Source organism: Hyunsoonleella rubra, assembly GCF_042684665.1.
GTDB lineage: Bacteria > Bacteroidota > Bacteroidia > Flavobacteriales > Flavobacteriaceae > Jejuia > Jejuia rubra.
On the sequence record NZ_JBHULY010000006.1, the window covers coordinates 174,000 to 189,411 of the forward strand.

General features: G+C 37.1%; 11 protein-coding genes. 8 read left to right on the forward strand and 3 right to left on the reverse strand.

The genetic code is table 11. The features are described 5' to 3' along the window. Positions 1-14 precede the first annotated feature (14 nt). The 5 genes from typA to ACFSR8_RS05100 all read left to right on the forward strand — a co-directional run bounded on the left by typA (position 15) and on the right by ACFSR8_RS05100 (position 7,206). Positions 15-1,814 carry a translational GTPase TypA gene (typA, locus tag ACFSR8_RS05080; RefSeq protein ID WP_380289693.1) on the forward strand — a complete coding sequence of 600 codons (1,800 nt, stop codon included), beginning with the start codon at positions 15-17 and terminating at the stop codon, positions 1,812-1,814. A gap of 193 nt (positions 1,815-2,007) precedes the next feature. Then, positions 2,008-3,309: an O-antigen translocase gene (locus tag ACFSR8_RS05085; RefSeq protein WP_380289695.1), complete on the forward strand. Its 1,302-nt coding sequence runs from the start codon at positions 2,008-2,010 to the stop codon at positions 3,307-3,309. 4 nt (positions 3,310-3,313) lie between these two features. Beyond that, positions 3,314-4,603 (forward strand): O-antigen translocase, encoded by a 1,290-nt coding sequence (locus ACFSR8_RS05090; RefSeq protein ID WP_380289697.1) that lies wholly within the window; start codon positions 3,314-3,316, stop codon positions 4,601-4,603. Between the two features lie 67 nt (positions 4,604-4,670). Beyond that, on the forward strand, positions 4,671-6,149 hold the full coding sequence (locus tag ACFSR8_RS05095; RefSeq protein ID WP_380289699.1) for a phosphoethanolamine transferase: 1,479 nt from the start codon (positions 4,671-4,673) through the stop codon (positions 6,147-6,149). Continuing rightward, positions 6,139-7,206 carry a glycosyltransferase gene (locus ACFSR8_RS05100; protein WP_380289701.1) on the forward strand — a complete coding sequence of 356 codons (1,068 nt, stop codon included), beginning with the start codon at positions 6,139-6,141 and terminating at the stop codon, positions 7,204-7,206. Before ACFSR8_RS05095 ends, ACFSR8_RS05100 begins: the two co-directional genes overlap by 11 nt. Here ACFSR8_RS05100 and ACFSR8_RS05105 read toward each other — a convergent pair. From ACFSR8_RS05105 to ACFSR8_RS05115, 3 genes are read right to left on the reverse strand one after another with little or no spacing between them, the layout of a single operon-like run. Continuing rightward, positions 7,203-8,162 carry a glycosyltransferase family 2 protein gene (locus tag ACFSR8_RS05105; protein WP_380289703.1) on the reverse strand — a complete coding sequence of 320 codons (960 nt, stop codon included), beginning with the start codon at positions 8,160-8,162 and terminating at the stop codon, positions 7,203-7,205. The two genes, ACFSR8_RS05100 and ACFSR8_RS05105, sit on opposite strands and share 4 nt — an antisense overlap. Continuing rightward, positions 8,155-9,060: a glycosyltransferase gene (locus tag ACFSR8_RS05110; RefSeq protein ID WP_380289705.1), complete on the reverse strand. Its 906-nt coding sequence runs from the start codon at positions 9,058-9,060 to the stop codon at positions 8,155-8,157. The genes ACFSR8_RS05105 and ACFSR8_RS05110 overlap by 8 nt, the downstream gene beginning before the upstream one ends. 2 nt (positions 9,061-9,062) lie before the next feature. Further along, positions 9,063-9,746: a cell division ATP-binding protein FtsE gene (locus tag ACFSR8_RS05115; protein ID WP_380289707.1), complete on the reverse strand. Its 684-nt coding sequence runs from the start codon at positions 9,744-9,746 to the stop codon at positions 9,063-9,065. A 307-nt stretch (positions 9,747-10,053) separates the two neighbouring features. On the opposite strand from ACFSR8_RS05115, the gene ACFSR8_RS05120 reads away from it, so the two are divergent. The 3 genes from ACFSR8_RS05120 to ACFSR8_RS05130 form a co-directional block, all read left to right on the forward strand. Beyond that, on the forward strand, positions 10,054-13,089 hold the full coding sequence (locus ACFSR8_RS05120) for a tetratricopeptide repeat protein (protein ID WP_380289709.1): 3,036 nt from the start codon (positions 10,054-10,056) through the stop codon (positions 13,087-13,089). A 14-nt stretch (positions 13,090-13,103) separates the two neighbouring features. Further along, positions 13,104-14,876, forward strand: a complete 1,773-nt coding sequence (locus tag ACFSR8_RS05125; RefSeq protein WP_380289711.1) for a TonB-dependent receptor — start codon at positions 13,104-13,106, stop codon at positions 14,874-14,876. 129 nt (positions 14,877-15,005) lie between these two features. Then, positions 15,006-15,412 (forward strand): hypothetical protein (locus ACFSR8_RS05130; protein ID WP_380289713.1); only part of this gene is annotated, 407 nt, incomplete at its 3' end.

Below are 15,412 nucleotides of genomic sequence, written 5' to 3' on the forward strand. Positions count from 1 at the left end.
AATAAGGATACGCCATGAACAACATAAAAAACATCGCCATTATCGCCCACGTTGACCACGGAAAAACCACTTTGGTAGATAAGATTATGTACCACTGCCAATTGTTTCGTGAGAACGAAAATACAGGGGATTTAATTCTGGACAATAATGATTTGGAACGTGAGCGCGGTATTACCATTACCTCCAAAAATGTTTCCGTTCAATACAAAGGCACCAAAATCAATATTATTGATACGCCAGGCCACGCCGATTTTGGTGGTGAGGTAGAACGCGTTTTAAATATGGCTGATGGCGTTTTGTTATTAGTCGATGCTTTTGAAGGGCCCATGCCGCAAACCCGTTTTGTACTGCAGAAGGCCATTGATTTAGGTTTAAAACCATGTGTTGTCATCAATAAAGTTGACAAAGAAAATTGCACACCAGATGAAGTTCATGAAAAAGTTTTCGATTTAATGTTTGAACTGGGTGCTGAAGAGTGGCAATTAGATTTCCCAACGGTTTATGGTTCTGCAAAGCACAATTGGATGAGCGAAGATTGGCAAAATCAAACTGACAATATTGAGCCTTTATTGGATATGGTCATTGAACATATTCCGTCACCAAAGATTGAAGCAGGAACTACACAAATGTTGATTACCTCTTTGGATTTTTCGTCTTTTACCGGACGAATTGCGATTGGAAGGTTAACACGTGGTGATTTAAAATCAGGTCAAAACATATCCTTGGTAAAACGTGATGGTTCGATTGTAAAATCAAGAATTAAGGAATTGCACGTTTTTGAAGGTTTGGGCAGGAAGAAAGTAGATGGCGTACAAGCAGGGGATATTTGCGCCATTGTTGGTTTGGAAGGTTTTGAAATTGGGGATACGGTTGCCGATTTTGAGAATCCGCAAGGTTTAAAAACCATCGCTATCGATGAGCCAACGATGAGTATGCTGTTTACCATTAACGATTCCCCTTTCTTTGGAAAGGATGGAAAATATGTAACCTCACGCCACATCAAAGAACGTTTAACAAAAGAATTGGAAAAGAATTTGGCACTAAGGGTTGAAGACACCGATAGTGCCGATAAGTTTATGGTGTTTGGTCGTGGTGTATTACACCTATCAGTCCTGATTGAAACGATGCGTCGCGAGGGATACGAATTGCAAATCGGCCAACCGCAGGTGATTATCAAGGAAATTGATGGCGTAAAATGTGAACCTGTTGAGGAAATGACCATTGATTTACCAGAAGAAGTTTCTGGAAAAGCCATTGAAATGGTGACGATGCGAAAAGGTGAAATGTTAAGTATGGAAGCCAAAGGCGACCGTATGGTTTGCGAATTTGTGATTCCATCCAGAGGTATTATCGGCTTAAGGAACCAGTTATTGACAGCCACGGCTGGGGAGGCGATAATGGCACACAGATTTAAGGAATACCAACCCGTAAAAGGAGGTATCCCCGAACGCCAAAACGGAAGTTTGGTGTCTATGGAAAATGGTACGGCAATTCCCTATTCCATCGACAAATTACAGGAGCGTGGCAAGTTTTTTATCGATCCGGGTGAGGATATTTACGAGGGTCAAGTGATCGGCGAAAACTCGCGAGGGGACGATATGACGGTCAACGTTACCAAAACAAAAAAATTGAGCAACGTGCGTTCGGCTGGAGCTGACGATAAAGCAAGGATTGTACCCGCTATTAAATTTTCGCTCGAGGAAGCTTTGGAATATATCCAAAAGGATGAATATGTTGAGGTAACACCAAACCATTTGAGACTTCGAAAAATTTTCTTAACGGAAGTGGAGCGCAAGCGCAATAAAAGCATATAGAGGGTTTCGGGGCGTCACACCAAAATATCCAAAGTAGGGCTAGCCATAGATTTCTTTGATTTTTCCGTGTAGAAAAAGTCCTATTGCTTTATGCAAAATATTGACCGACTCTTCACTGTTTTTGTATCTTTGGCTGTTTAAAAAATTATACTAAAACAGTTGTTTTTAAGTTTATAATTGAAATTATTTTTCTTTGAAAAATCTAATCGACTACATCAACAATAATGTTCTGGTAAAAATTACTTCGCTTAAAACGTCTTCTTTGGTTGCCCGCATGATCGCTGGTATTTTGACGTCAAAGGCCATTGCAGTTTTTATTGGGGCAGAAGGGTTGGCCTTAATTGGGAATTTGAGAAACTTTGTGAGTTCGGCCCAAACCCTTGCCACGTTGGGGACGTATAAAGGCATGGTTAAGTACGTAGGTCAGTTCAAAGAAGATTTAGTTGAGCTTAGCAAGACCCTTTCTACTGTATATTATTTGGGCTTTATAGCTACTATTTGTGTCTCTTTGTCCTGTTATTTTGGTGCGGAATTTATTAACGACCTCATATTTCCCACTTATAATGATTATGCCTATGTCATCAGGATTTTTGCCATAGTACTGCCTTTTTATGCCTTAAATATGTTCAGTTTTTCAATCATGAACGGGTTTTCAAAGTATAAAATCCTTATTATAATTAATATCATTGGACAGATTTTAGGCCTAGCCATAACCCTATTGCTCATTTATCAGGACAAATTAGATGGTGCTTTGATTTCGGTGGTTATTGCTGAGTCTATCATTTTTTTAATAACACTTGTTGGTATCATAAATAGAAGGAGTTTAGTCCTGTTAATCCATGTTAATCATGTAAGTTTCCGATACTTCAAAAAGCTTGGGTATTACTCGTTGATGGCTCTTTTTTCTGCTGTAATTTTGCCGTTGGTCATCTTGGTCATTCGCTCCTATATCATTGAAACCATAGGTTATAAAGATGCTGGTTTTTGGGAAGCCATGATGCGGATTTCAAAGTATTATTTAATGCTAGTAAGTTCAATGTTGGCGCTTTACGTCATTCCGCGGTTTTCAGAAATAAATGATGTCCAGGAGTTTAAAAAGGAAGTGTTTTCCATTTATAAAAAAGTGATCCCTATTTTTGCTGCAGGGCTTTTGCTGATCTATTTATTGAGATCTCTGATTATATCTGTGGTTTTTACAAGTGAATTTGAACCCGTTGAGGATCTATTTTTATGGCAAATCCTAGGTGATTTTTTAAAGGTGCTTTCTATGGTAATTGCTTATCAATTTCTAGCGAAAAAGATGTTTTGGCATTATATTGTTACCGAAGCCTTTTTGGTGGTAATTTTGTACACTACAAGTATATATTTTATAAAGTTGTACGGTGTTGAAGGGGCGGTAATAGGTCATTTTGTGAGTTATTTGATGTATTATGGTATCATCTTGTTGATATTTGGCAGTTCGCTATTTGGTGTAGATTCTGAGAAAAATAAATAAGAGGTTGTTTAAAAGATTATTGAATAATACGTTTTTAAAAGTACTCTCATATAACAGTGTTGTTGTTTCTGGAAAATTAATTGCATCATTTGTAGTATCCAAGGTAAGTGCTATCTATTTAGGGCCTTCCGGCTATGCCATAGTTGGGAATATGAAAAATGTTCTGCAAGGTGCTTTGGGTGTTACTTCTACTGGTCTTCAAAGTGGTGTTGTCAAATATATTGCGGAGAATAAGGCAGATAAAAGGCAATTGCCTATTGTGTTGGCTTCGGCCTTGGTTCTCAGCGTGGGACTTTCTTTTGTTGTCGGACTGTACTTTTTTGGGTTTTCCCAGTATTTAGGTACGTCCATTTTGAAAGATGAATCGTTGTCCTTTGTTTTTAAATATTTGGCTATTCTTTTACCACTGATTTCATTAAGTTTTTTAATGGTTTATATTGCCAATGGTCTGCAAAATTTTAGACTTTATACGGCTTTGATTACCATTTCCAACCTTTTAAATGCGGGACTCACATTTGTTTTGATATATTTTTACAATTTGGAAGGGGCACTTATGGCCAGTATTGTGGTGCCGAGTTTGAGCTTTATTTCAAGTTTGTTTTTTAAGGATATTAGGGATGTATTCCTTGAAGCAGTTGCAAACTTAAAGAGGGTTTCGTCAGAATTTATGAAGTCGATCGGAACGTATGTTGCAATGGCCACCTATTCCTCAATTTTACTAAGTTTGGTATATCTTTTTATTCGGAACAAAATTATTGCGGACATTGATACGGATACTGCTGGTCTTTGGGAAGCCATGAACAAAATATCATCATTTTATATGATATTCTTTTCATCTATGTACACCTTGTATTTGTTACCACAGTTATCAATAAACAAAACTATTTCAGGGTATTATAGCATAATGAAAACTTATTTTAAGTATTTGATACCGATTGTTTTGGTGTTGTTTTTAGGTTTGTTCCTCTTTAGGAATTTGGTCATACAGATCTTTTTAACGGATGCCTTTAGCATCATTGAACAATTTTTTTATTTGCAGTTGATTGGTGATTTTATAAAAATTATGGCCTTTTCGATTGCATACCAATTTCATGCAAAAAAAATGGTGAGGTTTTATGTGATAACAGATGCCATTTTATACCTGTCGTTTTATGTGTTAAGCCTGTATTTTATCAATTTGTACAGCCTCCATGGTGTATTTTATGCCTATATTTTCAGCACAATACTGTATTTGGTTGCTGTAGCCCTTTCGGTATATTTTAACAATTCAAAATACCTTAATGCCCATGTTTAAAAAACACCACAGCATTTTGATTTTGGGAATGCCAATGTTACTTAAATATGCATTCCAACTGTTATTTATGGATTGGGCTTTATTTGATGTTGAGGATATTATTGAAGATGTCTTCTTCTTTTTGGTAATTCTCTTTTTGCTATACAGCAGTCTGATAAAAAAGCAGGTTTTTAAGGATTTAGTTTGCTTTGTTTATATCCTGTATGTGGTTATGGAAACCACTTCGTATTTAGCGGTATCCTCCAATTTTTCGTCGTCCTTCATGTACTTACTGTTGGAATCCAACCCCCAGGAATTTAGCGAGTTTACAAGTTCTTATGTGAGCATGCCCATAGTGCTTTTCATTGTTTTGAATATTATTTTGTTTTTCGTTATCCGAAGGCATAGTTTCAGAACATATCATAAGTATCACAAATGGATCGGGGTTTTAGGAGTGCTTTTAATAACGGCCGGCTTAAAATTAACCGGGGCAATTGAAAGCAACGCCTATCATAATACCGTAAGGGGCATTTACGGTTATATCGATCTGCAAAATAGCATGCAGTTTAGTGCGATTATTAAAAAAGAAGATGTCATTGTAAGTTCGGATAACGAAGTGCTGGTATTTGTGCTGGGCGAATCCACTGCCAGGGGGCACATGCAATTGTACGGCTATCATAGGGAAACTACCCCGTTATTGAGTTCAATAAAAGATAGCTTGTATGTTTATAATGAGGTAATTTCCACCGATGTGCTTACGTTGAAATCCGCGCCTAAAATTATTAGTTCTCTGGACATAGATACGAGAGATGAAGAATTGATCCATATTGTGGAATTGTTCAATATAGCAGGATTTGATACCTATTGGCTGTCCAACCAGCGCGCCATTAGCTATCACGATAATGCCATAAGCAAAATTGCTTCAGCCTCAGATTGGTTTAAGTTTTATAATCATTTGATAGATAAACACACGCTGGTTACGGATGATGTATTGTTGCCCGACTATACAGAAATTTTAAAAAAACCAGGTAAAAAATTGATTGTACTTCGGTTGATTGGGACACATTTTGATTATAGCAAACGATATCCAGAAACGTTCAATGTTTTTGCCAAAGAAACTAAGGGGCTTTCCGAAGCTGAATTGGCTAATAGATACTACGACAATGCAGTACTGTACAACGATTTTATCGTGTCATCTTTAATTGATAAGCTGAACCAGGAACAACAAAAAAGTGCCCTATTTTATATCTCGGACCACGGCGAAAATATTTATGATGAGGGCACCGATTTTTTTGGACGTTCCGAGGAGATTTTGACCAAGTCCATGTTTGAAATCCCGTTTTTACTTTGGACTTCCAATGCTTTTGAACTGCCATCCGATTTTGAGTATGTTCCCAACAGAAAATTCATGGCCGACCATACTTTTGAAAGCATTTGCCATGTTTTTGGTGTAGCACATAAAAATATGGATGCAACGCGCAGTATTTTCAGTAAAAATTTTGCGCCACGTAAAAGAACGGTTTTAGGCACAATTGATTTTGACACCCATTTTTTGCATGAGAAATAAAAAGATATGTCTGTTAACCACTTCGTTAAGTTCGGGCGGTGCCGAAAAAATGGCGGCAAATATGTCTTTGTCCCTCAGCAGAAGAGGATATGAGGTTTATGTGGTGTCCATGAAGAATGAGATAGATTACGAATATGCCGGGACACTCTATAATTTTGGAAAAGTAAAGGCGCAACATAATAGATTTCTGGCGTTTTTAAAGTTTAGAGCTTTTTTTAGGCAACACCAGTTTGACGTGATTATTGACCATAGAGTGCGGGACAAATTTTTAAAGGAACTTTTATTTGCAAAATTGGTTTTTAAGAGTTCCAAAGTTGTTTACTGTGTGCACCATTATATTTTGGAATTATATTTTTCAATGGTAAATATTCCGTTATTATTACGACAGGTGCTTGTTAAAAATAGGGAGATTATTGTTGTAAGCAAGGTTGCAAAGCAAAAAATTAAAGAGCAACTTAATTTCGAAAGCAAAGTCATTTACAATTATATAATTCCGAAAAGGAATGTCCATGAGGTTGGACTTTCTGGGGGTTTTATAGTTGCCGTTGGCCGTTTGGAAAACATCAAACAGTTTGGTGTTTTAATAAATGCCTATCATAATTCTCAACTTCCTAAACATAATATAAAACTTTTTGTTTTAGGAGAGGGCTGTGAACGCGAATATTTAGAGCAACTTATCTTAAAGTTGAATTTGCAAAACTATATAGAACTGCTTGGTTTTAGAAATGATGCTGATACATACATAAAGCATTCTAAAGCATTGGTAATGTCCAGTGCTTCGGAAGGCTTTCCAATGGTGCTGATTGAGGCTTTGGCTTTAAAAACGCCAGTAATATCTTTTGATTGCAAAAGTGGCCCCAGTGAAATCATTCAACACAATATTAACGGCCTTTTGGTAGAAGACCAAAATAGTGAAAAGCTAACGGAAGCAATGGACAGAATGATTTTAGATAAGGCGTTTTATAATAATATAAGGAACAATTTGGAACAAATGCCGAATCCGTTTTCTGAGGAAAACATTATGGGCCAATGGGTTGAATTTTTGGGTGAATTTTAAGTTTCATTGGGCTTAAATACCTTCAGCGCATTCAATTTCAACTTCGTTTTTATAAAAAACAACAATTTTATAACGATATTGGGCAGTTTCAGTAATATACGCTGCATAAAATTCAAGCTGTTGAAATCCATGTCCTCCATAAGTTTCTGGGCAAGTTTTTGATTTGAGGACAACTTAAAGTAAATAATGGTCGAAAAACGGTTGTAATCCATATATTTTTTTAAATGCTTATCCTTTAGCTCTTCATTTTTATAGGTATATAATAACTTTGGGATGTGTTTTTTGTTCGAAAAACTGGACATATTATCATCTTGTGTCCTGTTGCTAATAGCGCTAAACGAAGTGTCGTCCAAAGCAACGTCATATATAAGGGCAATTTTGATGTACAAATCGGTATCTTGTTCGGAATAAATTTCTGGATCAAAACCATCCACATCGTCAAAAACCTTTCTCGGGAAACATACGGCACCTACCCAGGCCACGCAGTTCTGTAAGGAATGTTTAAAAAAGTTTGGTACAATACCTCTAAAATTTTTAGGCAGGTCGTTAAATTTAGCTCTATGAAAAATATGTTCAGATTTTTTTAAGGAGTACCCAGTGGAATACAACCCAGCATTGGGGTATTCATTGATTAAAGCATACAATTGCTCCAAATGATGTGGAAGCCACTCATCGTCCGCATCCAGAAGTGCTATATACTGCCCTCGGCTCTTTCCTATAGCATTATTTCTGGCCGCTGAAAGCCCTTGATTTTCCTGGCTTAGTAGCGTGGTGTTTTTTTGATTGGATAGTTTTTTTTTCGCTATTTCAAAACCAAAATCAGTTGATCCGTCATTGATTAGAATAATCTCAAAGTCGCTAAACGTTTGAGCCAACAAAGAATTAATAGCTCCAGAAATATAGATTTCTTTATTATAAAGAGGAATAATAACCGAAAAGAAAGGTGTGCTAGGCATTGTGGCTCTTTTTTAAGTCGATATAGCACATGTATGATAGCTTGTACAATTGCAAAATATTCAAACTGGTGTTATCACTCAACAAATTTATCTTCATAAATTCACCAAAGATTTTGTGAAAAAGTGCTAGAATATAGTTTATCCGGTTTTTTTTAAGACTACGGAACACTAGCAACAAGCTATTTTCGTGCTCATGTCCCTTTTTCTCATGATATAGCCATAATAAAGCATTTACGGCTTCTTCCACTTTGGTCAAATAAACCTCATTGCTGTCTATGCCTATGTGGAAAACCTCATTGTCTATATGAAGTACACTAGCGCCTGATTGTTTTAATAGAACACTGAAATGATTATCCAGTCCGTAACTTTTTCTATCTACCTTGGAATTGACCTTAACAAATGTTGAACGCTTTATCAAGAAATTGCCCGAAACGATGTATTTAAAAGGCTTTGAATTGCGTTTTTGGGCTTTTATCTGCTCGTATTTCCTGCCATACTTCCAGCGTAATTTTTGTGCCTTAGTGATAAATTGATTGTTATCATAGGCTATACCTCCATATATTACATCATTATTGAAATTGGTTTGCTCGATGTATTCTTTAATAAATGTTTTTCCTTTTGGTAGCACATCCGCATCTAAAAAAATAAACCAGTCATATTTGGCCATATTGGCTAGTTTGCCACGGGTGGCAGTACGGCCTATATTTTTTCTTAAGGCTTTAAAGCTACAATTATTGAATTGGTTAATCTTTTCGTTTTCAGCATTCAAATTTGAGTTGGAACCATCATCTAGCACCAATATTTCAAATTTAATCTCGCAATCTATGCATTGTTGATAAAGCGCTTTTACAAGAGCAGTGACGTTATAATTATATGTAGGAATTAAAATTGATAGCATAATTATGCCCTCCGTTGCACCACCTCATACACTTGATTCTCATCGCACTTCAGCGTTTTGCTCGGGTATTTTAAAAGCAAGGCATAGTCGTGCGTGGCCATAAGGATGGTGTTGCCGTTTTTGTTGATGTCCTGCAACACTTCCATGACTTCTACGCTAGTTTGCGGATCTAAATTTCCCGTAGGTTCATCAGCAAGAATGAGCTCAGGGTTGTTTAGTAAGGCTCTGGCTATGGCAACACGTTGCTGTTCACCACCTGACAGTTCGTGGGGGAATTTAAAACCTTTGGTTTTCATTCCAACTTTAGTCAGCACTTCTTCAACTCGGGTATTCATTTTTTCTTTGTCCTTCCAGCCGGTGGCTTTTAACACAAAAAGCAAATTGTCGTTAACCGTCCTGTCAATCAACAATTTAAAATCCTGAAATACCACGCCTAGTTTTCGTCTTAAAAAGGGAATATCCTTTTCTTTTAAGGTATGTAAATCGTAATCTACGATTGAGCCTTCGCCTTCGGTTAATGGCAAATCTCCATAAAGGGTTTTCATAAAACTACTTTTCCCTGTGCCGGTTTTCCCAATCAGGTAAACAAATTCACCTTTATGTATCTCAACGTTAACGTTGGAAAGCACCAGATTGTCACCTTGATAAATGGAAGCGTTTTTTAACTGTAAAATGGTTTCGGGCATTAGGAAAAAGTTTCAGGCTACAAGTTTAAAGTTAAAAGCACGAAGTTCCAAATTCCTAACAATAAACGTTTGTAAATCTCTTAATTGTTTCTTTGTTTAACGAATTGATTTTGGAGTTTAGTTTTTACGTTTTTGGAATTTTAAAACACCTGCTTATAATTCTAGCACGATTGTTGCGTTATAGGTCAAACAAGACTCCAAAATATTTTTATTTTGGTTTCGATTGAATTTGTCATTCCTGCGAAGGCGGGAAACCAAAACCATTAGTTATCTTTGAATTTTTTTCATACAAAAAAATAAATACTAAATGAATCTTAAACATAGTATTTCAATCCTCACTTTTTGTCTTTGTCTTCAAGTTTTTTCGCAACAGTCGGCAGTTTACACGAACGATTTGGTCGACTTTCAAAAGGCATTAAGTCTCTATAACAATCAGCAATATTTAGCAGCTCAGTCCCTTTTTTCCCAAATCAAAAAAACGGCGGAGAAGGAAAATTTAAAATCTGACTGCACCTATTATATAGCCAATTGCGCAGTGAGATTGAACCAGCAAAATGCCGATCAATTGATTAACGATTTCGTGGAAGAATATCCAACGAGTACCAAACGAAACACTGCTTTTATGGACGTTGGAGATTATTATTTTGCCAATGGTAAATTTGCCTATGCCAGAAAGTGGTACGATAAGGTAGATGAATATGCGCTGTCCAAAAAAGAACGTGAAAAATTCTATTTCAACAATGGCTACACGGCATTTGTCACTAAGCAGTATAAGGATGCCAAAAAATACTTGGCCAAAGTAGAAAACTCACCTAAGTATGGCTCGCAAGCCAAATACTACATTGGTTTTATGGCTTACGAGGGCGATGATTACGACAGGGCGAATGAATATTTTGAACAGGTTGAAGACCAGGAGCGATACAAGGAAAAATTGTCCTACTATCAAGCCGATTTAAACTTCAAACTGGGAAAATTTGAAAAGGCAATTGAATTGGCAAAAGCGAGGTTGGATTCAAGTGATGATGAGGAAGTATCCGAACTTTCGAAAATCATTGGAGAGAGCTACTTCAATTTAGAACAATATGCTGAAGCTATCCCATACCTACAGGCCTATAAAGGAAAAAAAGGGAAAAGGGACAGAACGGCCAAATGGAACAATACCGATTTTTACCAATTGGGTTATGCGCATTACAAGCAAGGCGATTATGAAAATGCCATTTCCGAGTTCAACAAAATCATCGGGGGTAATAATAGTATCGCTCAAAACGCCTATTATCATTTAGGTGAAAGCTATATCAAACTGGATAAAAAACAGGAAGCTTTAAATGCATTTAGAAATGCTTCCCAAATGGATAACGATTTGAAAATCCAAGAGGATGCCTGGTTGAATTATGCCAAGATTAGTTATGAAATTGGTAATCCTTATCAATCTGTGCCACAAGTGTTGGCAGGCTATTTGGACAAGTATCCAAAAACATCATACAAGGAGGAAATTGAAACGCTTTTGATTGATTCCTACATCACCTCCAAAAATTATGAAGAAGCGCTTAACCTCTTAGAAAAGAAAAAAAGTTTTGAAAACAAAATGGCCTATCAAAAGGTTGCATTTTATAGAGGGTTGGAATTATATAGCGAAAACCAATATCTCGAGGCCGAATCGCTTTTTGATAAATCTTTAAGCGAACCAAGGGACGAAAAATTCACGGCACGTGCCACATTTTGGAAAGCTGAGGCAGATTATAATTTAACGAATTATGACGATGCACTGGTCGGCTTCAAACAGTTTATGCAACAAGCCGTTGGCATGAATTTGCCAGAGCAAGGCAACATTGATTATAATTTGGCCTATACCTATTTCAAACTGAAAAATTACGACCAAGCTTCAAAGTATTTCAACCAGTTTATATCCAAAGCAAAGGATGATAAAGTTCGCCTAAATGACGCTTATTTGCGTTTGGGAGACGGTCATTTTGTGTCCAGTAAATATGGTCAAGCGATTGATGCCTACAATAATGCCATTCGATTGGATGAGGTAGAGTCTGATTATGCCTTTTTTCAAAAAGCAATTAGTACGGGCTATGCCGGAAACCCTTCGAAAAAAATCAAAGAACTCGAAACGTTTATTTCTGAATATCCCAAATCCAAGCTTCGTGATGATGCTTTGTACGAACTTGGAAATTCCTATGTAAAAGACAATCAAACTGAAAAGGCCATGGCGCGATACGACAAGTTGAACTCTGAGTACAGAATGAGTTCCTTCGTGCCAAAATCCCTATTACGCCAAGGTTTGATACACTATAATGGCGGTAAAAATGAGTCAGCTTTAAAAAAGTTCAAAAATGTGGCTAGCGATTACCCCGGTACTCCGGAAGCCGTTCAAGCGGTTTCTACGGCAAGATTGATTTATATCGATTTGGGCAGAGTGGACGAATATGCCAATTGGGTAAAGCAGTTGGACTATGTTGAGGTAACCGATGCCGATTTGGACAATACCACGTACGAGGCGGCAGAAAAGAAATATTTGGACGGCGATACCGATGCGGCCATAAAACAATTTAATGGCTATTTAAATAATTTTCCCAACGGGATTCACAGCTTGCAAGCTCATTTTTATTTGGGTCAACTCTACTACAGAAAGGACTTGATTGCCAATGCAGCGCCCCATTATAAATATGTAGTGGAAGCTTCGCAAAGCGAATTTACCGAGGAAGCATTGTCGCGATTGTCGCAATACCATTTGGAAAATAAAAATTGGAAGCAGGCCATGCCTTTACTGAAACGTTTGGAAGCAGAAGCTAACTATCCTCAAAATGTGGTATTTGCCCAATCCAATTTAATGAAGGCCAATTATCAATTGGAGCAATATGATGATGCCGTAGCTTACGCCGAAAAAGTTTTAAAAAGTTCAAAGATTGATAATAAAATCAAAAGTGATGCGCATATTATTATTGCCCGTTCGGCCATAAAAACGGGTGATGAAGTTAAGGCTAAATCAGCATATAAAAATGTTCAAAAAGTGGCAACAGGTGAGACGGCGGCCGAAGCTCTTTACTATGACGCTTATTTTAAACATAAGGACGGAAAATTTAAAGCTTCCAATACAGCCGCACAAAAATTGGCAAAGGATTATTCGGGCTATAAGTATTACGGTGCCAAAGGCTTAGTAGTCATGGCGAAAAACTTCTATGCTTTGGATGATGCCTATCAAGCAACTTACATTTTAGAAAGTGTGATAGAAAACTTCGGTCAATTTGATGATGTGGTGGACGAAGCCCGAACAGAATTAAATCGAATTAAAAAGGAAGAAGCTAAGACGAATTCATCAATCGTACCTCAAGATTAAAATGTCCAATTTTTATGAATCAAAAATCGTTAATCGTCAATCGTAAATCAGAACACATGCGAAAGCAAATCAAACATATCCCAATTCTACTACTAACATTTTACGGTTTTATAGCTGTAGCCCAACAAAAAGGAAAAGACACTCTCAATACAGGAGTCATTGACGTGGTAAAGCCTTATACCCCGTCTATTTCGGATGCCTTCAAGGTGAAGGAGGTCCCATCAACAGAAGATGACAAGGAGATTCAAAAAAAGGAAATCAAATACAATATTTTCTCATTTCCGGTGGCTTCAACCTTTACCCCAGCAAAGGGAAAGGCGGCAACGGTTGAAAAGGCAAAACCAGTAAAACTGTTTGAAAACTATGCCACTTTGGGCGTTGGTACATATACCACCATTTTGGGAGAAGTGTATCTCAACCACGCCATCAACAGAACTGAAAGTGTAGGTGGTTATTTTAGTCATCACTCCTCTGGTGGTGGTATTGATGAGGTGCAGTTTGATGATCATTTTTCAAACTCCAAAATAAATGTAAACTACGGGTCTCATCAACGGGACTTTTCTTGGAATGTTGAAGGTGGTTTTCAGTACCAAATTTATAATTGGTACGGTGTACCCGCATCCCAAACTGCACAGGCAATGACGGATGCTTTGGATGTTGACCATGCTTTTTCTACCGCGAATTTTGGCGGGGATATCTCTTTTGAGGATACTTATATTAATTCGGGAGGCTTTGTTTTTAGGCGTTTTAGCGACAATCAAGGCTCCGGTGAAAATCGTTTTGTTGCTAAGGCTAAAGTGGATGTTCCCATTAATGGTGAAGAGATTTCTACCGATTTTGTATTCGATTATCTTGGTGGTGCTTTTGATAGAAGTTATAACGTAAATAGCGAACTCAATTATGGCAATTTTATCATTGCATTATCCCCGACGTATCAGTTAAGGCAAGACGATTTAACAGTAAACCTTGGTGCGACGCTCACCTATTTAAACGACAATGAAGGCGGGAAGAATAAGTTTTTTATCTACCCGAATGTGACGGCGACCTATAGACTTGTGGATGAAATTTTAATCGCCTTTGGAGGTGTTCAAGGCGGACTAATACAAAATTCCTATCATGGATTTGCATCTGAAAACCCCTTTGTGTCCCCAACTTTAATGGTGACGCCTACCGATCAATTGTACAATGCATATGTGGGGCTAAAAGGAAAGCTGTCCAGTAATATGAGCTACAGCGTTAGCGGTATGTTTAAGGCCGATAGGGATAAAGCCTTGTTTAGAAATAACGATATTACGTTGATGACCGATCAGCACTATTCCTATGGTAATTCCTTTGGAATTGTGTATGACGATGTGAAGACCTATGGCGTAGCTGGGGAATTGAATGTGGACGTTAACCGCAATTTCACCTTGGGTATTAAGGCAGAGTATTTTGGCTACAGCACCGATGATGAGGCCGAAGCGTGGAATCTACCAGATATAGTGGGCTCCTTGTTTTTGGATTACCAAATTGACGAACATTGGTTTGCTGGGGCTAATTTGATCTACACAGGAGAACGCAAAGACCGTATGTTTGTAGTTGACCCTTTTGTGCCTACAACCCCAGTTACTGTTACTTTGGACAGCTTTTTTGATGCCAATGCGCATTTGGGATATCATATTAATGACCAGTTTTCGGTATTTGCCAAGGCCAATAATATTGCAAACAATGCCTATCAGCGATGGCAAAATTTCCCAATACAAAGTATTCAGTTTTTGGCTGGCGCTACTTATAAGTTTGATTTTTAAGGCCTCACGAAAACGGAATACTAAAATGGATGTTTTTAACAGTATTTGAAGGAAAAATAATTAAAAAGATTTAAATTTAGTTTTCGTTGAAAAGTTAGATAGTTTAACTTTAAGTCTAATAAATTTTATATGATAAAAGCCCTAGTCCTTTTACCTCTTTTTTTACTAACTATTAATCTTCATGCTCAATACAAAGATTGGACAGACGCCGAAATTTATTTAAAAGACGGTACAGTATTAAAAGGAAAAGCTAGACTAACTATGCTTGAGTCTAAAAACAGCGGGAGTGTTACTTCCATATTTTTAAAGGAGTACTTAAGGTATATTAACTTCGAGATAAAACAGAAAAAAAGTACAAAGTTTACACCGGAGGAGGTAGATAAGATCATTTTTGAGGTCAATGAAAAAATAAAAGGAAGAAGGATAAAAAGGAAAGCAACTTATATAACGATAGTAAAGAAAAAGAAAAGAAACCCGTTGTGCATTTTAAATAATGCTAGTTTTAATATTGTTGATATTTCTATCAAAGACAAACC

Bases quoted from the DNA above. Each gene is read 5' to 3' on its own strand.
- ACFSR8_RS05110 (WP_380289705.1), bottom strand. From the start codon at position 9,060: ATGCTATCAATTTTAATTCCTACATATAATTATAACGTCACTGCTCTT.
- ACFSR8_RS05120 (WP_380289709.1), top strand. From the start codon at position 10,054: ATGAATCTTAAACATAGTATTTCAATCCTCACTTTTTGTCTTTGTCTT.
- ACFSR8_RS05095 (WP_380289699.1), top strand. From the start codon at position 4,671: ATGGATTGGGCTTTATTTGATGTTGAGGATATTATTGAAGATGTCTTC.
- ACFSR8_RS05115 (WP_380289707.1), bottom strand. From the start codon at position 9,746: ATGCCCGAAACCATTTTACAGTTAAAAAACGCTTCCATTTATCAAGGT.
- typA (WP_380289693.1), top strand. From the start codon at position 15: ATGAACAACATAAAAAACATCGCCATTATCGCCCACGTTGACCACGGA.
- ACFSR8_RS05125 (WP_380289711.1), top strand. From the start codon at position 13,104: ATGAATCAAAAATCGTTAATCGTCAATCGTAAATCAGAACACATGCGA.
- ACFSR8_RS05100 (WP_380289701.1), top strand. From the start codon at position 6,139: ATGAGAAATAAAAAGATATGTCTGTTAACCACTTCGTTAAGTTCGGGC.
- ACFSR8_RS05105 (WP_380289703.1), bottom strand. From the start codon at position 8,162: ATGCCTAGCACACCTTTCTTTTCGGTTATTATTCCTCTTTATAATAAA.